The organism is Moorena sp. SIO4A1, assembly GCF_010672065.1.
In the GTDB taxonomy this organism is placed as follows: domain Bacteria; phylum Cyanobacteriota; class Cyanobacteriia; order Cyanobacteriales; family Coleofasciculaceae; genus Moorena.
This window is the reverse complement of record NZ_JAAHHX010000015.1, coordinates 13,560-31,993: the sequence shown is the minus strand read 5'-3', so window position 1 is coordinate 31,993 and position 18,434 is coordinate 13,560. Positions and strand designations below refer to the sequence as shown.

The following is an 18,434-nucleotide window of genomic DNA, read 5'->3' as shown; positions in this document are numbered from 1 at the left end:
TTTGTTCTAGTTCAGATTAGCGTTTACTTCTGTTTAGCGTTTACTCCTGTCCTCTGATGAAACCACTCCAACTCCTGATCGGACTTTGTCTCGGAATCGTAATCCTGATCATACCTCCAACCCAACTCCAACCATCACCCCTAGACCCCTTACAAACCCTAGCCGTCCAACTTGATGGGCGCAAAAAACCCTTAGACACCGTAGCCCGAGAAACCGTAGCCAAAATCCACGGTTCCACTAACTACCGCCTAGAAAACAATCAAACCCTCAACTATTTCCAAACCTACCTATCCCTATGGTTTAATAACCGAGACTGGAACCAAGAACCCTTCATTCTACTTACCTACCGCCCCCTCAAAGAAAAAATTGGTCTTGACCTAGAACGAAAATACTTCTCCTTCGCAGAATTAGTCAGTTCCAACCTAGGTGCCATCGTTCTGGAAGCCAATCAAAAAGAAGCGGACAACATTGAGCTGACTAGAGACGAACGAGAAGCCCTCACCATAGAAGACAGACTGGCATTAATGTTACGCACGGTAGGTACTGATACCCTACCCCTAGTTCCCCATCCCAGCGAGAGTAAAGGCACTTGGGTAAGCATACCTCAATCGCAACAGTATTACACCAACGAACAAATTACCCCCCTACAGCAAAGTTACCAAACACTCAAACAAGCCTATCGTTTAGATCCCCTACTGACTACTGTGGAGGTTGGGCAAGTCGCGGAAACACTACATCAGCAGTTAGCCGCTCTTAGCCCTGAAATTTACCCCAAGGATTCCTTGCTGCAACGGGAAGTTAACTTCTCTAGTTTTCGCCCCTTTAGTAAAGCCTGGAAAATTTATGCGATCGCATTACTAGTCCTGTTATTAGGATTATCCTTCAAACAATTCGACCTCTACTCAGGTGCAGTAGGAATTTTCCTGACAGGTCTTTTCATCCAAGGCTACGGCTTTATCACCCGCATGGAAATTGCCGGACGTCCCCCAGTCACCAATATGTATGAATCCGTAGTGTGGGTTGGATTTGGGATAGCCGCCATTGCCCTAGTATTTGAGCTAATCTACCGGGCAAAATACTATCTGTTAGCCGCTGCTCCTTTATCAATCCTTTGTCTTCTTCTAGCAGACAGTCTTCCAGCCGTGCTAGATCCAAGTATTGCCCCCCTTGTACCAGTACTACGAGACAACTTCTGGCTAAGTATCCACGTTCCCACCATTACCCTCAGCTATGCTAGTTTTGCCTTAGCGATGGGATTAGGACATATTATTCTAGGACATTATCTAGTTGCTCCCCAATCCTTTCAACGAATTTCCTATCTATCAAAATTCAACTATCGAGTCCTACAAATTGGTGTTTTACTGCTCACTACTGGCATTATTCTCGGTGGCATCTGGGCTCACTTCTCCTGGGGTCGCTTCTGGGGTTGGGACCCCAAAGAAACCTGGGCGTTGATTGCCCTAATGTGTTACATAGTCCCCTTACATGGTCGTCTGGTAGGATGGTTAGCAGACTTTGGGATGGCAGTCATTAGTGTAGTTTGTTTTAATGCTGTGTTGATGGCTTGGTATGGCGTTAACTTTGTTCTCGGTACTGGTTTACACAGTTATGGATTTAGTACTGGTGGCTCAGAATTAATTGTCGGGACCCTAGTTGGTTTAGACTTATTATTTGTAGCAGCTGCAGCTACCAGATATAACCGTTGGTTGCTCTCTAAATCTAGTAAAAATATAGTGAAACAATGGAGTCAAAATCAACCAGTTATGGCTAAAGATAATTAAAATTAATTAAAACCAACTAAAAATGCATAATACCAACTAATGAGGAAGAAATTATCAACCTAATTTAGCTGGTCATGTTTTCGATTAAAAATTCCTAGATTGAGAGATAATATAATTAATTGTTAATTATGGTTTATTATTAAAATAAATCGTTTTCCAGGTAGAGGTATACTATGGATCGTCGTAAATTTATGGGCTGGTTTGGTGTTGGTGCATTAGCTACTTATCTACCAGTAGCATTAGCTGCCTGTAGTCCTGAGCCAAGTCCGCCACAAGCAACAGAAAAGGAAAGCCCTAAGATTGATAAGTCGGTGCGAGAGGATGGATTCCAAGCCGTTGGCACAGTGCAGGAGTTAGAAGACAAAGGCAAAATTAGCGACAAGATAGCAGATATTCTAGTCGTGCGTAATCTGAGCAACAATAGTCTTGTTGCCGTAAACCCTAGGTGTACTCACCAAGGCTGTAGCGTGGATTGGAAGCAAGAGGATAAAATATTTAACTGTCCTTGCCACGGTTCTAAATTTGATTTAGATGGCAAAGTAACGAAAGGACCTGCAGACAAACCCTTGACAAGCTATGAAACAAAGGAAGAAGATAATTTAGTTTTGGTAAAAGTAAGCTAGTCATTTAGGAGCAGGTTTGATATTGCAGCTGAAGTCCCCCTTTTTAAGGGAAATTTAGGTGCAGCTGAAGTCCCCCTTTTTAAGGGAAATTTAGGTGCAGCTGAAGTCCCCCTTTTTAAGGGAAATTTAGGTGCAGCTGAAGTCCCCCTTTTTAAGGGAAATTTAGGTGCAGCTGAAGTCCCCCTTTTTAAGGGAAATTTAGGTGCAGCTGAAGTCCCCCTTTTTAAGGGAAATTTAGGTGCAGCTGAAGTCCCCCTTTTTAAGGGAAATTTAGGTGCAGCTGAAGTCCAGGGCTATTTCATTCTAAATATAAACAAGATATGGTATAATTGAGCGCAAATTTAGTCTAATCCATCTACTCTTGTGTCTCAAATCGCAATTATAGAAGCCTTTGCAGAGCTCGAAGACCCTCGTCGCTAACTCACCCACTACCGTTCCATATTGACTAAGTTCCGTTACTGCTTCTTCCAGTTTAGGCTGACGTGAGCCAATTAAAACCGCAGCACCACCCTGCTGAAGAATTAATTGAGCAACCGCTTTACCCATACCACTGGTGCCACCAACAACAATGATTTTTTGTCCCGCAAATGCCTGTGTCATGATTATCTCCTTAATTGATTGATGGATTGATTTTATTTTAATTACCTACTAGAAGGTAGACGATGGAATAAAAAAAATTATTCCTTTATTAGCGGTCAGCCGTCAGCCGTCAGCGGTCAGCTGTCAGCTTATTTTATTCTCAAGTAGTGTGGAACAGGCTTCTAGCCTGTGACTTTCGCATCAGCACCTCAAGTACCGTGGAATAGGCTTCTAGCCTGTGACCCATAGCCCATTAGCTGATAGCTGACCGCTGACCACTGACCGCTGATAGCTGATAGCTGACCGCTGATAGCTGTTCGCGTAGCGTGCGCGTAGCGCTTAAGCTAATCGCTGACCGCTGATAGCTTCTCTTCCAGACATGCACCAGTAATCTGATCAAAAGCAGCACTACTATCTTCCGCTACCCGGGCTAATAATTGCGCTCCTTGTAACATCGAAAGTAGCATTTTTGCTTCTACTTCCACCGATTTGCTACACTGCCAATCCTCGGTTTCACAGCCACGGTGCAATAGTCTGGCTACCCAAGATTCAGTGACAGAAAAGAAACTTCTGATCTCTGCTTTGATTTCGGAATTTAAAACACTCAAATCTGCTGTCAACATTCCACACAAACAAATTTTATTGTCTTGCAAACCATCTCGATAGAGATTCACAAACTCTCTCAATTGTGCTTGTGGTGTTGTTTCCTGTTGCTCAATTTCAAAACATTTCCGTGCCAAGTTTTTTTGGTATCGTTTAACTAATTCCTTTACCAAATCATCCTTAGATGGAAAATGGTAATGGATACTAGCCTTACGGATACCTATTTCTTTGGAAATGTCCGCGTAACTAAAGGCGCTGTAGCCTCGGTTGCGCACCATGGATTGAGCTACGTCTAGGATTTGTTGAGCAGTTTTCTGTTTCATGACTTTAGGCTACCTACTACTAGGTAGACTTGTCAAGTCTTTTTTGGAAAGGGAGTAGGGAGTAGGGAGTAGGGAGTAGGGAATCGGGAATCGGGAATCGGGAATCGGGAATCGGGAATCGGGAGTCGGGAGTCGGGAATCGGGAACACAGATGTAGGGTGGGCAGTGGATCACACCGATTCAGTTGCTTGCCATCGCCTTACTACGCACTGCCCACCAACGGACTAGTTGATGTCGGTGAGTAAAAACACCTCCAGACGGCATTAACCGTGATATTAAGAATTAATACAGCAATAGCAAAACTTAGTGATACAAGTGGTATAATACCTCTACTTTAGATTTATGCTGTGAGTAAAGCTCAAATCGCCATTAAAATTCCTTCAACCCTTCTCCCAGAACTCAATAGCTGCTAGGTTGAGCAAACTAGCCGGTCAAAGACTGATGTGATTGTTGGTGCGATCGCGCTTATACCTGGCTGTGCTGAAAACATTCCCATCACTCAGACAATGGCTGAATTTGAGAAAACGGGCTCTCCCGAACTTGATGTGTAAAATCACTAGTTGTGTAGCACTACCCTTCCATTATTTCAAATGTCGATTGTAGTTCATCCCTCAACACTCATACACAGTTGCTGCTTGATCTACTCTATACCTGATCGATGACTCCTTACTTTCCCCTTTGTAAAAAACCTACACTTGTGAGGCTCCATACTTCCCTTCTTTTTTACAAAAATGAGTCCACCCAACAGACTTTTTGTCAATACCCCCTACCGTAATTCTTACCCTTTTTTTAGCGATCAGATAATTTTTTGCTAATCATTTGATGGTAAACATTAACAATTTGTTTGGCTTTGTTGCTCCATTCAAATTCTTGAACTCTTTCGATAGATTTAGCTGACATTTTTTTTCGTAGTTCTTCATCTGTAGCCAGTACTTGGATTTTATTGGTTAGTTCTTTCGTCAGATATTCTCTCGAAATAGGTTCGATTTTAAAACCCGTTTCCTCAGTTACATATTCACCAATACCGCCATTATTTGCCACAATACAAGGTAGCCCACAAGCCATCGCCTCTAAAACCACTGCTCCACCAAACTCCCTGATAGAGGGGAAGCAAAAAATATCGGACTTACGGTAATACTCAAGTGTTTCCTGCTGGGTAACCCAACCCACCAAATTTACTACTTTTTCTAAACCAAGTTCTTGCACTCTGTTCAGAAGATTGTCTTTCTCTGAACCATCGCCAACTATTGTTAGTTGAATTTTATTTTTGATGCTTTTGTCCAATTTACTAATTGCTTCTATGACGATATCAGGACACTTATAGGGAACTAATCTCCCAACAAATAGTAAATGAAGCTTGTTACCATTACTGCGGGTACTCACTTGTGTTAAAAAATCCTGGGATATCCCATTCTCATAGAAAAGCTCGATCTTATCATCTGGAATTTTAAACAGGTCTTTTAACATATTTAAAGTATAGGTAGATCCTGCTAAAATTTTGTCTGCTTTCTTGTAAGTAGCCACATAGCCTGGTATGAAGTATCGACCAATAGCTCTCAATAAATTTAAATGAGCATATTCTTTTTTTGCTATTTTTTGAAATCCTTCTGGAAAGGGAACACCACCGTTAACTGGACCGAGAAGGAAAGGAGTTTGCTTACATGCTTTGATTGCCTTAACAGGATATCTTGGCATTATCGGAGTTAGTGCATGCACCACATCATAATCTCCATTCAGTATTTGTCTTCGGAATTTTTTATAAACCAGGTGATTAAATTCTTCGTAAATAGGGTAGCTTAATGTATGTAATAAAGGCCAATTTATTCTACCCCTTATTGTAGTAATTTTTTCCAAAAAGCTATAATACAATTTGCTGAATTTACTCTCGCTAAAATAAACTATTTTATGAGTATTTTCCCTTGACTTTTCAAGAGCTTCTTTATTTCGTTCGTGGGTAACAAGAGTTACATCAACAATTTGGCTAATTTTTTCAAAGTATTTGTAAGCTAATAAAGGTACAGACGGCCACTCAGGATTACATTGCTCTATTATTAGTAATACTTTTATTTGGCTAAACATTATATTTTTTATCAAATTAAAAATAAAAATAATTTAATTTATATAATTCATTCTGTATATATCTATTTATTCCGGATTTTTTTTGATGATAAAAATTACATAATAAAAAAAAATAGTTAAGCACCTAAACAAAATTAATTGCCTACTATCAATCTATGTAACCCATATATTGCAAGGGTTTGAGTTTTAGAAAATGTGTAATTAATTTTATGCACCTGCTTATTAATATCGGCTCTTCCGTACTTGTTATGCTAAATAAACACTGTGCCAAAGGGAGCAGGGACTGAGGCCGTAGGCCACGCTACGCGAACGGAGCAGAAGAAAGAGGCCGTATTCAGAACATTTTGTTAGTTAAAGAGCCTCATAACCCTTGTAGAGTAACCTTTATGAGTTTCTGAACTGAAAATTTAGCATAGCAGGTACTGAAGAACCTTAATATCTAGGGTGGGCAGTCCATCTCACCGATTTATTTGCTGGCAACAGCCTTACTACGCACTACCCATCCTGCTAGAGGGGCGACAAGCGCCCCTCTAGCTTTTTGTTGCTTTATCTGGTCGTGATAGGATTGGGAAATGTCTTCTGGCCTAAGGTTTCGCAACCGTTGCTGGGCTTTCTGTAAAGCACTAGCTGATGTCGGTGAGCAGAAATACCTCCAGAGCAGATTTGCCCTAATGTTAAGAATTAATACAGCAATAGCAACACTTAGTCATACAAGTGGTATTTTAACGCTACTTTAGATTGATGCTATTACTAAACCTCAAATCGCCATTAGGATTCCTCCAACCCTTTTCCATAACTCAATAGCTACTAGGTTGAGCAAACTGGCCGGTCAAAGACTGATGTGATTGTTGGTGCGATCGCGCTTATACCTGACTGTGCTGAAAACATTCCCATCACTCAGACAATGGCTTAATTTTAGAAAAGGTTGTTGTAATCTGAGGCAATTAAATGTCAAGTCAGCTTATGCCAGGAGAAACTCCTAAGACTAACTCTGCTATATCAACGTTAGAGTCTGCTATTCAACGTTATACTCATGCACTGACTAAACTTGAAGATACTAGCTCGTCAGGGAGCATCCCACTTTGGCAAATATATCTTTTTAAGTGGGCAGTAAAATCACAATCATACAGCTTAATGCGGTATGTTTCTTCCAAAGTGGGATCCTCCCGCTCGCCATCAAAAGAAATAGTTCTAGAAGTTTTGACTGCTCGTGATACAGTTCAAGCAGAATTAACCAATCAATCACAGATTCCTACAGGAAGCTTGATTAAGGTTAACGATCTAGATAACCGATTAAAGCAAGAGACTAATAAGATTACCACAGTAGTCGATCTAACTGAATGGCATTCTATTTTGAATCCTAAAGTAGACGCTTGGTGGTGGTTCTTCAAACCTCCAAAGCATCGATGGGATTATCTTGACTGGCTATGGAAAATACTGACCGTTGTATTTCTAACATCGTCTTTGAGTTTAACCGTAGACATTTACTCACGCTTTCTGACTGGTGAACCAAATATTGTAAGGGCTTTTGTTACTGCTACTCAGAGCGTCTTAACACTATTGGCTGGTAGAAGCGCTCTAACAAAAGCTGGACAGGATTCAATCAAACGTGCTCTTACCCGTTTGAATATTCCTCAATATTTTTGGGCAGAAGTAAGTTGTGGTATTGCCTTCAGTATTTTACTAATTTCTGTTACCTTTCGTTTGTCGTTACCTCAGATTGCGATTTTTTACAAAAATCGTGGTGATCAATACACTAGCAATAATCCTCCGCAATATCCTGCCGCCATATCAAGCTACAAACGAGCACTAGTACTGAATCCTTACGACGTTGAACCTCATCATCAATTAGGAAGAATTTATGAGAAACTACAAGACAAGGAAAAGGCTATCGCTGAATACAAAATTGCTTTACAAGGTGACTTTTATTATTCTTATAATAACTTAGGAAGAATTTATATTATCGAAAAAAACTATGATCAAGCTAGTTCCTTGTTACTAACAGGTCTAAACCTAAATGAGAATGATGAAGTGAGATACTATTTGCTTAAAAACCTGGGGTGGGCTCGGCTCAAACAAAATCGCTATGCTGAGGCAAAAACTTATCTACAGGAGGCTATTACTTTAGATAAGCAAAAGGCAGCAGCTTACTGTTTGCTAGCTCAGGTACTAGAAAAAGCAGGTGAAAAAAATACTGCAATAATTATGAAGAATTGGAGATATTGCTTTATATATGGCTCCAGTTATGATATAGATGAAGACAAATGGATTGACCAAGCTAGACAGCGCTTAGACACTGGGTTAAATAAATAGTTGCCCAATAAACAATGAAGGATCTTCGGTATTTGTTATGCTAAACTCTTAACTTAGAATTGGGTGCATCTCATTTTTACTGTTTGAACCAGTGGGTGCAACGGGCATCTTTCCCGTTATAATTTTCGGACGGGCTTTCCCAATGCTGGCGACGAGGCGTAAAATGAGAGCAAGCTCAAAGTTAGTGCCTTAGGAAGTGGTATTGGTGGCTAAGTCCTGTGGGATATCAACCTGGTATTGAAAGTTTGCTGCATAATTTTTGGTGCTTAGTCGGATAAGTCTATAGATACTTGAAAATCAGCTATAAACACTCAGGAGTCAGCAGGTAGTGCATTAGCTTAATGCTTACAGTTCTGCTAGTCTTAAAAACTGCTGGAAGCCTACACTTCCCTGTCGGGTAAGTGTAGGAGCGTCACGCTAAATAGCATCTCAAGTTTCTGAAAAATTAGCATACTCAGTATGGAGTAACCACAATGAAAAAGATAGTAACTGCTTTGACAATTGTTTGTATTATCATTGCACAAAGTTTTACGAATCAAGTTCTTGCTGATGAATTACCTCAATTTTTGGCTTATCAATCACCTATAGGAATTGTGGTGGAAGCTAAGGGAAATGGTAAGATCACACGCTTCAATAAAAGCGTTATTTCTATATCCAAAGGTGAAAAGCTTTATCGTGGTGACTCACTAAAAATAGCTAAGGGATCTAAAGTAGTCATCGAGTGCTACAACAACAACAACAAAAAATGGAATATACCTCAAAATACTTTGGTGGCCGTGCATAATGGTTGTGCACCAATCCAACTGCCTCAAGTGGAAGTACTGTGATCAACTCCCTTAAGCTTCCCAAAGCGGAAGTACCATAGAGTACATGTAGGGTGGGCAGTGGATCACATCGATTCATTTGTTTGCGATCGCCTTACTACGCACTGCCTACCCTACGATTAATCACTTTTGAGTATCTGGGCTTCCACCTCAACCGGAGCAGCCAGCATCCCAGCGAAAACCTTGCTAGCCATAAACCAGCCTAAGGATTTTCTCTTAAGATTCCCCTTTCCGGTCTGCTTGTGACCAAGCCAGCAACCCCTAAATTCAAGCCACATCGGCACTGAAAAGTTCCAATTGCTTGGGTTTGGTAGCACTGACTTCCACTTTGTTGAGAGCACACACAATAGACCGTCCAACATGGCGAGAGACTGCTGGAGGAAGTGCATTCCCAATTTGACGATACTGGGCAGTTTTTCCTCCTACAAATTCCCAGTCATCGGGAAAGTTTTGTAGCCGAGCCGCCATGCGCAGGGTTAATCGGGGCAATGCATCAATCGGGGTTTCGGAACTGGGCGGAGAATTGGCAATGCCTTTACCATCGACTCCTAGTTCTGCCCACTTTTTCTTGGCTCGTGTCGGGCCAAGGTCAGCCCCGCCATGCTTCTTGGAGCCACCAACTAATGTGGGAGCGATCGCTTGTGCTTTACTCATCCATGCCTCTGCCCCAGGCCAACCGTCAGAACCCATCAAATCTCCAATCGTGTTAGCGACAGTTGGAGGTTCAGGAATAGGTTCAGGCCATTCAAAAAAAGGGACATACTCTTTTCTGAGGGCAACCAAAATAAACCGAGGACGGAGTTGGGGCACACTATAATCCGATGCATTCAGTACCCGCCACTGCATGATCATACCCATCTTCCGAAACTCAGAATTTAATGCCGTTCGGTAGTCAGCAAACTTCTTACTGGAAAAGCCTCGCACATTTTCCAACAGTACAGCTTTGGGTTGTACCTGATGAATTAACCGTAGGGCATCCGGAAATAAATCACGCTCATCATTCCCCCCCTTTTGCTGCCCCGCAATCGAGAAGGGAGGGCACGGAACCCCTGCTGCAAAAAGGTCTACATTTTCATAGGAAGAGCAGTCTAAGGTGCGGACATCACACAATTGGGGGTTCCAGCCAGAACGATTCTTCAGAAGCGTTGCATGGGCATACTTGTCATTATCAAACACGACCAGGTGCTTAAAGCCAGCCTGTTCTAAGCCCAATGCCATTCCCCCAGCACCCGCACAAATTTCAATAGCAGTTAACTGTTGTGTCACCTTTGCCTCCAGTTATTGTTCAGATATTGGGTTCAGGTAAGAGCGTTCGCGTAGCGTGACCTACGGTCAATCGCATCCGTGAAGGACTAACCCTAAATTTACACTACACGTTACACTTGTATGAGCTTTATCAAGGTTAAACAATTTGGACGCCAAACTCGAAAAGCTCTTCAGCACCCTTAATACTATCAAAAACTTTGAATCCCGCTATGGCAAAGTAATTCGAGATGCGATGGATTACGTTATTGATGGTGAACGAATGGGGCGCACTCGACTTGCAGAAGTAGAGAAAGCGGAGAAAACGATTTTCGGAATAAAAGTAGAAGCTTATCTGCGCCATGAGTTTAGATGGGAAAGAGGAACCAAATTAGATTTCTACTTGATTGACATTGAATTTGATTCAAAAGCAACAATTGGGAAAACGTGGATGATACCTCCTGAAGCAATTGGGGAAATATGCCTCCTGACACGCATCAATGAAGACGAGATGTTTTTCCAAGCAGGGCTTCTGAGAGCCAACCCAGATATGTTGACTAAAGGTAGCAACCAAGACAAGAAAAAAAGTGTTTCCGCTGTGGGTAAGCAACACATTAAATGGCTTATCCCAAACGGGTAAATACCAAAACTCTCTGATTTCTAACTAATATCATCTCCGGGGGTAGTGATTGAAAACACTTTTATCTGCTGGTGATAGAAGTTTTGGAACACCTAAAGATGTGCTGGGGTCTTCCGTTTGAGGAGATAAAGGGACAAGGCTACTAATCCAAGCTACTATTTGCTTTTTTTTGATCACTCATCGTATCTTTTGCTGTAACCCTACATCTCTATATCGGTAGCCACAGCAAAATTTACTTTTTTTATTGACCTATCCTACACCTCTTCTACAAGTCACCAACTTCAGCTCAAGCAACAGGTGATAAGAATTGGCGGTAGTACAACAGCATAAAACTTCTAACGCTGCCAGGTCTATTAAAAGCGATCGCATTCAACAGACCTAATAACCTTGGCCTTTTGGCCACGCTACGCGAATAACCTTCTGGTGCGTTACGGGGCGGGCTTTCCCAACACTTGCTACGAGGTTTAATATGATGGCCAGCCCACCCCTAACGCACCCTACGCCTGCTATTAAAAGCGATCGCATTCAATAGACCTAATAACCTTCAACCTACTAACCTTCAACCTTCAACATTCTGCCTTCAACCATCCAAATCTCCTTCCATCACAGCAGCGATCGCATGTTGAGCATTATCCTGGAATTCCTTAAAATTCACTTTACCCAGGAACCAAATTGCCACTATCATCCCTGCGGATTGGAGAGCAAACACGACACCATAAGCCAAGACTGGGGTAGAAAAAATGGCTCTACCTATATCAAGGATCACACCACCGCTGGCTACTGCTATGCCTCGTGCCATGGCTTGCGCTAATCCCCACGCCCCCACAAAGGTGCCAGCCGCTTCTGCTGCGGTTAGGTCTAACATCAAACTCAGAGCCCCTGTGGTAGCGATACCAGTAGATAAACCAAATAAGAGTAAGGTTCCCTGGAATAGCTGAGCATTTCCGGTAAATCCTGACATAATAATCAAGATAAAGCAGATAGATACCGCTAAACAGCCTAATTGAGTGGTTTTGCGCTTACCTAAATTGGGAATTAGGAAAAAGCCAGTTGCGCTCAAGCTCATCAACATCCCAATCCCCCAGTAGCTATTGAGTAGAGAGGTTTCAGGAATTGACATATTAAAGACCTCTCCCCCATAGGGTTCTAGCACTGCTTCCTGGAGAAATAGGCTGATGGTCATGATCACCAAAAAGGTGAAAAACAGGCCAGTTTGGGGACTAGCCGTTAATAGTTTTAGGGCTTGGCCCAAGGTAATCTGGTCTTCGCGATTCGCTAGGATAGAACGGGAAGAATAGCGCGAGTATTTTTTCTCGATTCCAAAGGTGGCTAATACCGCTAGCCCGAACACCATTAAGGGTACGAAGAAAAACAGCCCAGTAATTGATGACCGCAATACTTCCAGGGATGTATCAATATTATCTAATCCCTTCAGCAAAATTGTGCTACTGATGCCGCCAATGGCAATACCTACAGTCATCATTGACCAGATAATACCGATTAATTTGCCACGGTTGTCTTCATCAGAAATATCCACTAATAAGGTAAAAAAGGTAGTGGAACTCATACTCACAGCCATACCGTAGAGAGCAAAAATTAGAGCCCCAAGAGCGACCCAACTATAGGCTGGAATTGACCATGTCCAACTTCCAGCCCCTTCGACGAGATTGCCCAATTGCCAGGTGATTTGTACCGCTAAGGATAGGATAATCATAAATAACCCGCTTCCCATCCAGACGTAACCAGTACGGTGATATCCAAAGACGGGTTTAGTATCCGAGAGCTGACCAAACCATACCCTGGCTGGGGCAACAAACAGCGAAATGGCTAGGAGGCTCCCGGTAATTGAGGCTGGAATACCTAGCTCGTCGATCATCACTCGGTTGAGCACTCCTAGGGTCAGCACTGCCAAGATCCCTAATCCCATCTGGAATAGACCAAGCCGGAACATGGTAAATAGATTAATCTTGGGAAGTCTGTGGTGCTGTGCTGAGGAGGGAAGCTCAGACTTGACTACATTACTGGTTTTCATCGGTAGAGTTTTACTTTAGTGTGGGGAAACAGAGGGAATCGGGAATCGGGAATCGGGAATCGGGAATCGGGAATCGGGAATCGGGAATCGGGAATCGGGAATCGGGAATAGTAGGAAAGAGATCCGAGGATTTTTTGGTGTTATCAGAAATCAGCATTGGGTTTCATGATCGATTTGGATATGCTATAGGTAAATGCTATAGCTAAATGGCTTAGATCAAATCCCTAAATGGGTTATCTTGATAGGCTCGATAAATGCGATTGGCCTACGGCCACGCTACGGGAATGGCCACGCTACGCGAACGCTCTAGACTTCCGATTCCCGATTCCCGACTCCCGATTCCCGATTCCCGATTCCCGATTCCCGACTCCCGACTCCCGACTCCCGACTCCCGACTCCCGACTGCCGACTCCCAATTCCCGATTCCCGATTCCCGAACCAGATGTAAAAAACCTACCCCTGTGAGCTCCGTGGAATGGGCATCTTGCCCGTTTCCTCCTTATTTTCGCGCGGGCAGGATGCCCACTCTACTCCTAACCCTCTCAACATCTCAGGGCATCCATTCCAACCCAATCCCCACCCGACTATCCTTATTTTCGATAGAATTCTGTTTCTCAATATCCGTAGCAAGCCGCAAATTGGGAGTAAGGGCATAACCAAAGGAAAGCTTGCTTATCCCGACCTCATCACTACTGCCAATAGAAACAAAACTTTGAGTGAAGGAAATATCAGCGGCACCAGTGCGAGACAAAACCAATAGCAACCGCGCTCCCACATTTACCCCATCGGTAGAGTAACCATCAGTTTCCAAATTGCGATAACCCACCATCGGGGCAACATTAAAATAACTCCCTAAGGGCAGTACATAATACCGCAAATCTACCCCAAAGGTTTCTCGCTCACCATTAAACGAAGCCTGATAATCCCCACTCACCGTCAAGCCAGAATTACCAATAAACACATCTTCCACTCCCACATTCACCCCTGCGGCTTGTCCATTAGAGGGAAACTGGGAGTAACCCAACCGCAAGCGAGTGCGAAAACTGGGTTGATTGCGAATATCCTGCCAAACATCCGGCACCTCCTCTAGCCAACGCTGTAGCACTGGACTGCCTTCGATTATCTCTGGACTTAAATCCAACTCCTGGGCTGCTGAATTACCAGGAGGATCAGACTGGGGGGACTCTGGTAATTTCTCTGGAGTAGGCTGAGGCGGATTCCCCTGGGTTTCCTCTGGGTTGCCTGTAGTCGAGTCCGGTACTGGCACAGTTTGACTCCCAGCTCGGTAAGCAACTGTGAAGGTAAACGTTAGTCCCAGTAATCCCGTTTTTAGATACTTAAGTCCCAAATTTTTTAACACTCAACAATAAAAAATACACTAACAGAACTGACGCACCTATACCGATAAAACTTCTGTCATTCTTGTATCATTTCCGGATCTAAGGGAGTAGGGAATAGGGAGTAGGGAGTAGGGAGTAGGGAATAGGGAATAGGGAATAGGGAGTAGGGGGAGAGGGTTTTACGGTTTGTTTTATAACGGAATAATATTCAATTTAAATGCACAACAGGTTAAGTATTAGAAACGCTATAATTACCCTTACTAAAAATCTCCCCCATCTCCCCATCTCCCCATCTCCCTATCTCCCCATCTCCCTATCTCCCCAAACTTACAGCACTTACAACCCGATTCCCGATTCCCGATTCCCGATTCCCGATTCCCGACTCCCAGGGTAAATCAAAAAAAAGTGATCCTACATAAAGTAGAATCACCACAAAAACGAAGCTAACAGTTAGCGGAGCAAACTTTAGATCATAGAACCATGTTTAGCCGTCATATCAATCGGCTTAATCAGGTACAATTTTAGGAGCTGCCAGGCATTAGACATGTAGAGTGGCAACTTCTGGAATATTTGCAAGAACTTAGGCGTATTTGAATTAGCGATCGCTCTTAGCTTATCATTATTCCGGACACAAATCTCCAGACGCTCATAAAATTCCGGATGGTCTACATCCAGAATAACTGGGAAGACCCGTCCTGAGGTGTCGTTAGTCTTCTCAATCACATGCTTATCATACTCACGAGCATCTAAACCAATGGAGGCATAAAATCCAGACCGCTGAACATCATTCAGATACATAGTGGCAAACACCGACAGCAAGAAGAATCTCGACCAAAGCTTAGCCTGCCAATCATTCAGCGTATTCGGCTGAGCTCTCATGATCGCATCAAAGAAATCCCCATGACGGTTTTCATCCTGACACCAGTTTTCAAAGAACCGGAAAATTGGATAGACCCGGTCTTCAGGATGAGCTTCTAAATGGCGATAGATAGTAATATACCGCCAATAGCCAATCTTCTCAGACAGATAGGTAGCGTAGAAAATAAACTTCGGCTGAAAGAAGGTGTACTTCTTGCTCTTAGTCAGGAATCCCAAATCCAGCTGTAGATTGAAATCTGACATAGCCTTGTTCAGGAATCCCGAATGACGTGCTTCATCACGAGACATCAGGGTAAAGCACTCTGCCAGCACAGGATTTTTATGCTTTAAGCGCCGTCCCAATTCCTTATAGAGCAAGAAACCAGAGAATTCCGCTGTACAGGAACGTTCCAGAAATTCAACAAATAACCGGCGTTTTTCCCCATCAATGTGATCCCAGGATTGATTAAACTCCTCATCCCGGACAAAATGGTGACGATTGTAATCAGCTCGAAACTCTTCCAGGATGGCTTCCAGTTCATCCTGATTAGGCGAGAGGTCCATCTTCGCCATTGCTTCAAAGTCAGTAGTGTAGAACCGGGGAGTTAGGATCGTGTCCTTCGCCGGTACCTTTATACCGGGTCGGATTTCATCAAAATCAGGTTTTTTAAGGGAATCTACCATCTTAAGCTCTTGCTTGCTTGTTATAGTTGCTTACCATTCTCGGTGGCCTGGTGTGGACAGATCCGGGTCACTCAACCCAGCCCAAACCAATGACAATGATCTAGCAATCGGGATCAGCTCGTGAAACCAGAAAGATTCCCCACACAGGGAACACAAGGAAACACCTTGCCCCAGGGTCAGTTTCACCAATCAATAACGATTGCTATATATTGCTGCTATATATTGCTCTCTGAGTTTACCAGGGTATTGGTGATCTCAAACGCCTGTTTAGGTTAAGAGTTACAACGTAATTTAAAGTTTTATTACATTTTGCCCCTGCCGTAGCTTAAACCTGAATCCTTAAGCAAACCTGAAAGCTTAAGCAAACCTGAACGGTGAAAGCTGTTACATAACTTAACTAAAAGAATTATTTAATAAAGTTATTTAACAATCAAGTTATTACCTTTTTCGTTATCATCTTTATAGTTTTGACCTAAAAATCGGGATTGTCAAGGGGGAACCGTTGCGACTCCCCCTTTTTTTTAGGTAAGCATTTAGCTATTGGCTGATAGCTAAATGCTTAGGGAATAGGGAATAGGGAATCGGGAATAGGGCACAAATATTGTGTACCTCATTACTATGATAAAGGCTATATACTCTAGAATAAATGGTTGAGCATGTTGAGTATTTGTAAGCGTTCGCTTTTAGCGGAAGCTTCGCTTCATCGCGCCCCGCGTGGTCTACGGCCAATCGCATTTCTTTGATTGAAGCTTACCGGATTCCCAAAAATTATCAGTACTCCCTAATTTCGCTAATCCCTATCTTTTGCTAGGGGTTAAACTTTCAGAGCGATCCCCTGGCAAATCCTCAAAAATTGCGCCTCGTTGAATTAGGTCACCCTTCATCGATTGATCAATTCCTGAGTTATATCCAAATTGGGCGTTTTTCACTTCAGCACCAATCAAGTTGGCACCACTCAGCTTGGCACCGCTGAGGTTAGCATCAATCAGGTTGGCACGACTCAGGTTGGCACGACTCAGGTTGGCACCAATCAGGTTGGCACCAATCAGGTTGGCATCAATCAGGTTGGCATCAATCAGGTTGGCACCGCTGAGGTTGGCACCACTGAGGTCGGCACTAAATAGCTTGGCACTAAATAGCTTGGCACGCCTCAGGTCAGCACTCCTCAGGTCCGCATCACTCAGGTTGGCACCACTCAGGTAGGCAAGCCTCAGCTCGGCACCACTCAGGTCGGCATCACTGAGGTCAACACCCCTCCAGTCTCGACCCACAGCTCTACGGCTAGCAATCTCTTCAACTAGACGCCATTTAGAATCAAGTTCATTATTTTGATCATGCTCTGACCTTTCGCTCAAAATTTGAATATCTTGAACAGGAAAACCGCTTAATTCTTTGATTTCTCCTGATTCTATTCGAGCTCTAAGCCGTTCGATATCCTCTGGAGAACCCTCTATAATTAATCGGATGCTGCCTGGTTTAATATCAATAATGTTTATACTGTATCCTGAATAGTCTCGTAAAATAGATTGAATATGTTTTAAATTTTGAACTGAATCGATATCCCCTTCTAAGACAATAGAAGCTTTAATGGTTTCACTTTGTTTATCGATTACAGTCACTTTGCGCCTAGGTGCTTGCCCTTGCTCCACCCCCTCCAACAGCTCTGAACTACTGCCATCATTTATGCTTAGCAGTTCGGATTGGTTTTCGTCTGCTATTCCCGCGATTTCTTTCCAGTCTAGGGTCAGGGCCTGGCATATCCTTTTAAAAGAATCCAACTGAATTGGCTGGGATTGAAAAAACTTTGTTACTGTACTGCGACCTATAAATTGTGACTTTGCAAATTTACTTTTAGATTCAAATCCTAGCCTGATTAAAGCTTTTTCAGCTTTCTCTATACCTTTTGACGAGGCAGTAATAGTTAGTTTTTTTTTTACTTGGCTAGCTTCTTTCATAGTCTGGCTAGTTTTTTTTTACTATAGTAATAGTTTGAATAGTGTTTAAAAATTCAAGATAGTAAGCGATGCAACCCTAAATGACCAAACTCAATAATTCCCTGAGCCAAAGTTTCCTATTCCCTGCTGCCAGCGCCATAACCTTTAGCGCAATCACAACTCAGTCACAAAACAATCAAACAAAACCCAAGACATATTAGCAACTAATCCATTGGACAGTCAAGGGTTGGGGTTTTGTCGGTAACCATTAAAAGTAGCAGTCAAGCGTACCAGTTACAACAAAAACCTATGGCTCATAAAACTCTGACAATCAAAGAAATGGTTCAAGCTACTATTATCTCCATATTACTTGGGGGGTCACTTACCCTAGCGGTAATTGATGAACAATACCGCCCCACGTTTATGGATATGGCAAAAATAGGTCTTGGAGGCTATCTGGGACTGTCACTTCCTAAGTCTCAAGGGAAATAAAATGATAGCGCTAGTATAGGGAACAGGATTTTTTCCCTGTTCCCTAAAATCCACAACTTGTGTACCTCACCTAATTGAGAACTGCTA

The 18,434-nt window shown here is 42.8% G+C and carries 21 protein-coding genes; 8 read left to right on the top strand and 13 right to left on the bottom strand.

The genetic code is table 11. The features are described 5' to 3' along the window. Positions 1 to 56: 56 nt before the first annotated feature. Positions 57 to 1,781, top strand: a complete 1,725-nt coding sequence (gene ccsA, locus F6K53_RS14385; RefSeq protein ID WP_293073578.1) for a cytochrome c biogenesis protein CcsA — start codon at positions 57 to 59, stop codon at positions 1,779 to 1,781. Between the two features lie 173 nt (positions 1,782 to 1,954). Continuing rightward, positions 1,955 to 2,404 (top strand): Rieske (2Fe-2S) protein, encoded by a 450-nt coding sequence (locus F6K53_RS14380; RefSeq protein ID WP_293073575.1) that lies wholly within the window; start codon positions 1,955 to 1,957, stop codon positions 2,402 to 2,404. Positions 2,405 to 2,707: 303 nt separating this feature from the next. Here F6K53_RS14380 and F6K53_RS14375 read toward each other — a convergent pair whose 3' ends face one another. From F6K53_RS14375 to F6K53_RS14360, 4 genes are all read right to left on the bottom strand, one after another. After that, positions 2,708 to 3,004, bottom strand: a complete 297-nt coding sequence (locus F6K53_RS14375; RefSeq protein ID WP_293081169.1) for an SDR family NAD(P)-dependent oxidoreductase — start codon at positions 3,002 to 3,004, stop codon at positions 2,708 to 2,710. Positions 3,005 to 3,327: 323 nt separating this feature from the next. Further along, positions 3,328 to 3,909 carry a TetR/AcrR family transcriptional regulator gene (locus tag F6K53_RS14370; RefSeq protein ID WP_293071350.1) on the bottom strand — a complete coding sequence of 194 codons (582 nt, stop codon included), beginning with the start codon at positions 3,907 to 3,909 and terminating at the stop codon, positions 3,328 to 3,330. Positions 3,910 to 3,918: 9 nt separating this feature from the next. Then, on the bottom strand, positions 3,919 to 4,083 hold the full coding sequence (locus F6K53_RS14365) for a hypothetical protein (protein ID WP_293071351.1): 165 nt from the start codon (positions 4,081 to 4,083) through the stop codon (positions 3,919 to 3,921). Between the two features lie 615 nt (positions 4,084 to 4,698). Then, positions 4,699 to 5,988 (bottom strand): glycosyltransferase family 4 protein, encoded by a 1,290-nt coding sequence (locus tag F6K53_RS14360; protein ID WP_364304089.1) that lies wholly within the window; start codon positions 5,986 to 5,988, stop codon positions 4,699 to 4,701. A gap of 948 nt (positions 5,989 to 6,936) precedes the next feature. On the opposite strand from F6K53_RS14360, the gene F6K53_RS14355 reads away from it, so the two are divergent. Together F6K53_RS14355 and F6K53_RS14350 are read left to right on the top strand one after the other, a co-directional pair. Beyond that, positions 6,937 to 8,301 (top strand): tetratricopeptide repeat protein, encoded by a 1,365-nt coding sequence (locus tag F6K53_RS14355; protein ID WP_293071352.1) that lies wholly within the window; start codon positions 6,937 to 6,939, stop codon positions 8,299 to 8,301. A gap of 473 nt (positions 8,302 to 8,774) precedes the next feature. Further along, complete coding sequence (locus tag F6K53_RS14350) at positions 8,775 to 9,128, top strand: hypothetical protein (RefSeq protein WP_293071353.1); 354 nt, start codon at positions 8,775 to 8,777, stop codon at positions 9,126 to 9,128. Positions 9,129 to 9,244: 116 nt separating this feature from the next. Here F6K53_RS14350 and F6K53_RS14345 read toward each other — a convergent pair whose 3' ends face one another. Both F6K53_RS14345 and F6K53_RS14340 read right to left on the bottom strand, forming a co-directional pair. Further along, on the bottom strand, positions 9,245 to 9,409 hold the full coding sequence (locus tag F6K53_RS14345; RefSeq protein WP_293071354.1) for a hypothetical protein: 165 nt from the start codon (positions 9,407 to 9,409) through the stop codon (positions 9,245 to 9,247). Further along, the gene (locus F6K53_RS14340) at positions 9,393 to 10,391 is read right to left on the bottom strand and encodes a DNA cytosine methyltransferase (RefSeq protein WP_293071355.1); all 999 of its coding nucleotides are present in this window, start codon (positions 10,389 to 10,391) and stop codon (positions 9,393 to 9,395) included. Before F6K53_RS14340 ends, F6K53_RS14345 begins: the two co-directional genes overlap by 17 nt. Before the next feature lie 145 nt (positions 10,392 to 10,536). Here F6K53_RS14340 and F6K53_RS14335 point away from each other — a divergent pair, with 145 nt between their 5' ends. Further along, a complete protein-coding gene (locus tag F6K53_RS14335) occupies positions 10,537 to 11,007 on the top strand; it encodes a NaeI family type II restriction endonuclease (protein ID WP_293071356.1) in 471 nt (156 codons plus the stop codon). A gap of 580 nt (positions 11,008 to 11,587) precedes the next feature. Here F6K53_RS14335 and F6K53_RS14330 read toward each other — a convergent pair. Then, positions 11,588 to 13,039 (bottom strand): BCD family MFS transporter, encoded by a 1,452-nt coding sequence (locus F6K53_RS14330; protein WP_293081166.1) that lies wholly within the window; start codon positions 13,037 to 13,039, stop codon positions 11,588 to 11,590. 10 nt (positions 13,040 to 13,049) lie between these two features. Then, positions 13,050 to 13,196 carry a hypothetical protein gene (locus F6K53_RS14325; protein WP_293071358.1) on the bottom strand — a complete coding sequence of 49 codons (147 nt, stop codon included), beginning with the start codon at positions 13,194 to 13,196 and terminating at the stop codon, positions 13,050 to 13,052. 71 nt (positions 13,197 to 13,267) lie between these two features. Between F6K53_RS14325 and F6K53_RS14320 the strand changes: the two genes are divergently transcribed. After that, the gene (locus F6K53_RS14320) at positions 13,268 to 13,504 is read left to right on the top strand and encodes a hypothetical protein (protein WP_293071359.1); all 237 of its coding nucleotides are present in this window, start codon (positions 13,268 to 13,270) and stop codon (positions 13,502 to 13,504) included. A gap of 85 nt (positions 13,505 to 13,589) precedes the next feature. Here the strand turns inward: F6K53_RS14320 and F6K53_RS14315 are convergent, their stop codons facing one another. Further along, the gene (locus tag F6K53_RS14315) at positions 13,590 to 14,399 is read right to left on the bottom strand and encodes a hypothetical protein (RefSeq protein WP_293019647.1); all 810 of its coding nucleotides are present in this window, start codon (positions 14,397 to 14,399) and stop codon (positions 13,590 to 13,592) included. Between the two features lie 197 nt (positions 14,400 to 14,596). On the opposite strand from F6K53_RS14315, the gene F6K53_RS14310 reads away from it, so the two are divergent. Next, on the top strand, positions 14,597 to 14,773 hold the full coding sequence (locus F6K53_RS14310) for a hypothetical protein (protein WP_158069405.1): 177 nt from the start codon (positions 14,597 to 14,599) through the stop codon (positions 14,771 to 14,773). Between the two features lie 71 nt (positions 14,774 to 14,844). Here the strand turns inward: F6K53_RS14310 and acsF are convergent, their stop codons facing one another. The 4 genes from acsF to F6K53_RS14290 form a co-directional block, all read right to left on the bottom strand. Continuing rightward, positions 14,845 to 15,921 (bottom strand): magnesium-protoporphyrin IX monomethyl ester (oxidative) cyclase, encoded by a 1,077-nt coding sequence (gene acsF / locus F6K53_RS14305; protein ID WP_075896692.1) that lies wholly within the window; start codon positions 15,919 to 15,921, stop codon positions 14,845 to 14,847. 30 nt (positions 15,922 to 15,951) lie between these two features. Continuing rightward, positions 15,952 to 16,107 carry a hypothetical protein gene (locus F6K53_RS14300; RefSeq protein ID WP_293081161.1) on the bottom strand — a complete coding sequence of 52 codons (156 nt, stop codon included), beginning with the start codon at positions 16,105 to 16,107 and terminating at the stop codon, positions 15,952 to 15,954. Between the two features lie 351 nt (positions 16,108 to 16,458). Further along, the gene (locus F6K53_RS14295) at positions 16,459 to 16,656 is read right to left on the bottom strand and encodes a hypothetical protein (protein ID WP_293081158.1); all 198 of its coding nucleotides are present in this window, start codon (positions 16,654 to 16,656) and stop codon (positions 16,459 to 16,461) included. Positions 16,657 to 16,718: 62 nt separating this feature from the next. After that, entirely contained in the window at positions 16,719 to 17,876 is a 1,158-nt protein-coding gene (locus F6K53_RS14290; protein ID WP_293081155.1) for a pentapeptide repeat-containing protein, read from the bottom strand. A gap of 288 nt (positions 17,877 to 18,164) precedes the next feature. Here F6K53_RS14290 and F6K53_RS14285 point away from each other — a divergent pair, with 288 nt between their 5' ends. Beyond that, positions 18,165 to 18,347 (top strand): hypothetical protein, encoded by a 183-nt coding sequence (locus F6K53_RS14285; protein WP_293019638.1) that lies wholly within the window; start codon positions 18,165 to 18,167, stop codon positions 18,345 to 18,347. The last annotated feature ends 87 nt before the right edge of the window (positions 18,348 to 18,434 follow it).

Coding starts and splice junctions, on each gene's coding strand:
- F6K53_RS14285 (WP_293019638.1), top strand. CDS start 18,165: ATGGCTCATAAAACTCTGACAATCAAAGAAATGGTTCAAGCTACTATT.
- acsF (WP_075896692.1), bottom strand. CDS start 15,921: ATGGTAGATTCCCTTAAAAAACCTGATTTTGATGAAATCCGACCCGGT.
- F6K53_RS14370 (WP_293071350.1), bottom strand. CDS start 3,909: ATGAAACAGAAAACTGCTCAACAAATCCTAGACGTAGCTCAATCCATG.
- F6K53_RS14380 (WP_293073575.1), top strand. CDS start 1,955: ATGGATCGTCGTAAATTTATGGGCTGGTTTGGTGTTGGTGCATTAGCT.
- F6K53_RS14355 (WP_293071352.1), top strand. CDS start 6,937: ATGTCAAGTCAGCTTATGCCAGGAGAAACTCCTAAGACTAACTCTGCT.
- F6K53_RS14310 (WP_158069405.1), top strand. CDS start 14,597: ATGCACAACAGGTTAAGTATTAGAAACGCTATAATTACCCTTACTAAA.
- F6K53_RS14350 (WP_293071353.1), top strand. CDS start 8,775: ATGAAAAAGATAGTAACTGCTTTGACAATTGTTTGTATTATCATTGCA.
- F6K53_RS14325 (WP_293071358.1), bottom strand. CDS start 13,196: ATGCTGATTTCTGATAACACCAAAAAATCCTCGGATCTCTTTCCTACT.
- F6K53_RS14320 (WP_293071359.1), top strand. CDS start 13,268: ATGGGTTATCTTGATAGGCTCGATAAATGCGATTGGCCTACGGCCACG.
- F6K53_RS14330 (WP_293081166.1), bottom strand. CDS start 13,039: ATGAAAACCAGTAATGTAGTCAAGTCTGAGCTTCCCTCCTCAGCACAG.
- F6K53_RS14360 (WP_364304089.1), bottom strand. CDS start 5,988: ATGTTTAGCCAAATAAAAGTATTACTAATAATAGAGCAATGTAATCCT.
- F6K53_RS14375 (WP_293081169.1), bottom strand. CDS start 3,004: ATGACACAGGCATTTGCGGGACAAAAAATCATTGTTGTTGGTGGCACC.
- F6K53_RS14295 (WP_293081158.1), bottom strand. CDS start 16,656: ATGCGATTGGCCGTAGACCACGCGGGGCGCGATGAAGCGAAGCTTCCG.
- ccsA (WP_293073578.1), top strand. CDS start 57: ATGAAACCACTCCAACTCCTGATCGGACTTTGTCTCGGAATCGTAATC.
- F6K53_RS14290 (WP_293081155.1), bottom strand. CDS start 17,876: ATGAAAGAAGCTAGCCAAGTAAAAAAAAAACTAACTATTACTGCCTCG.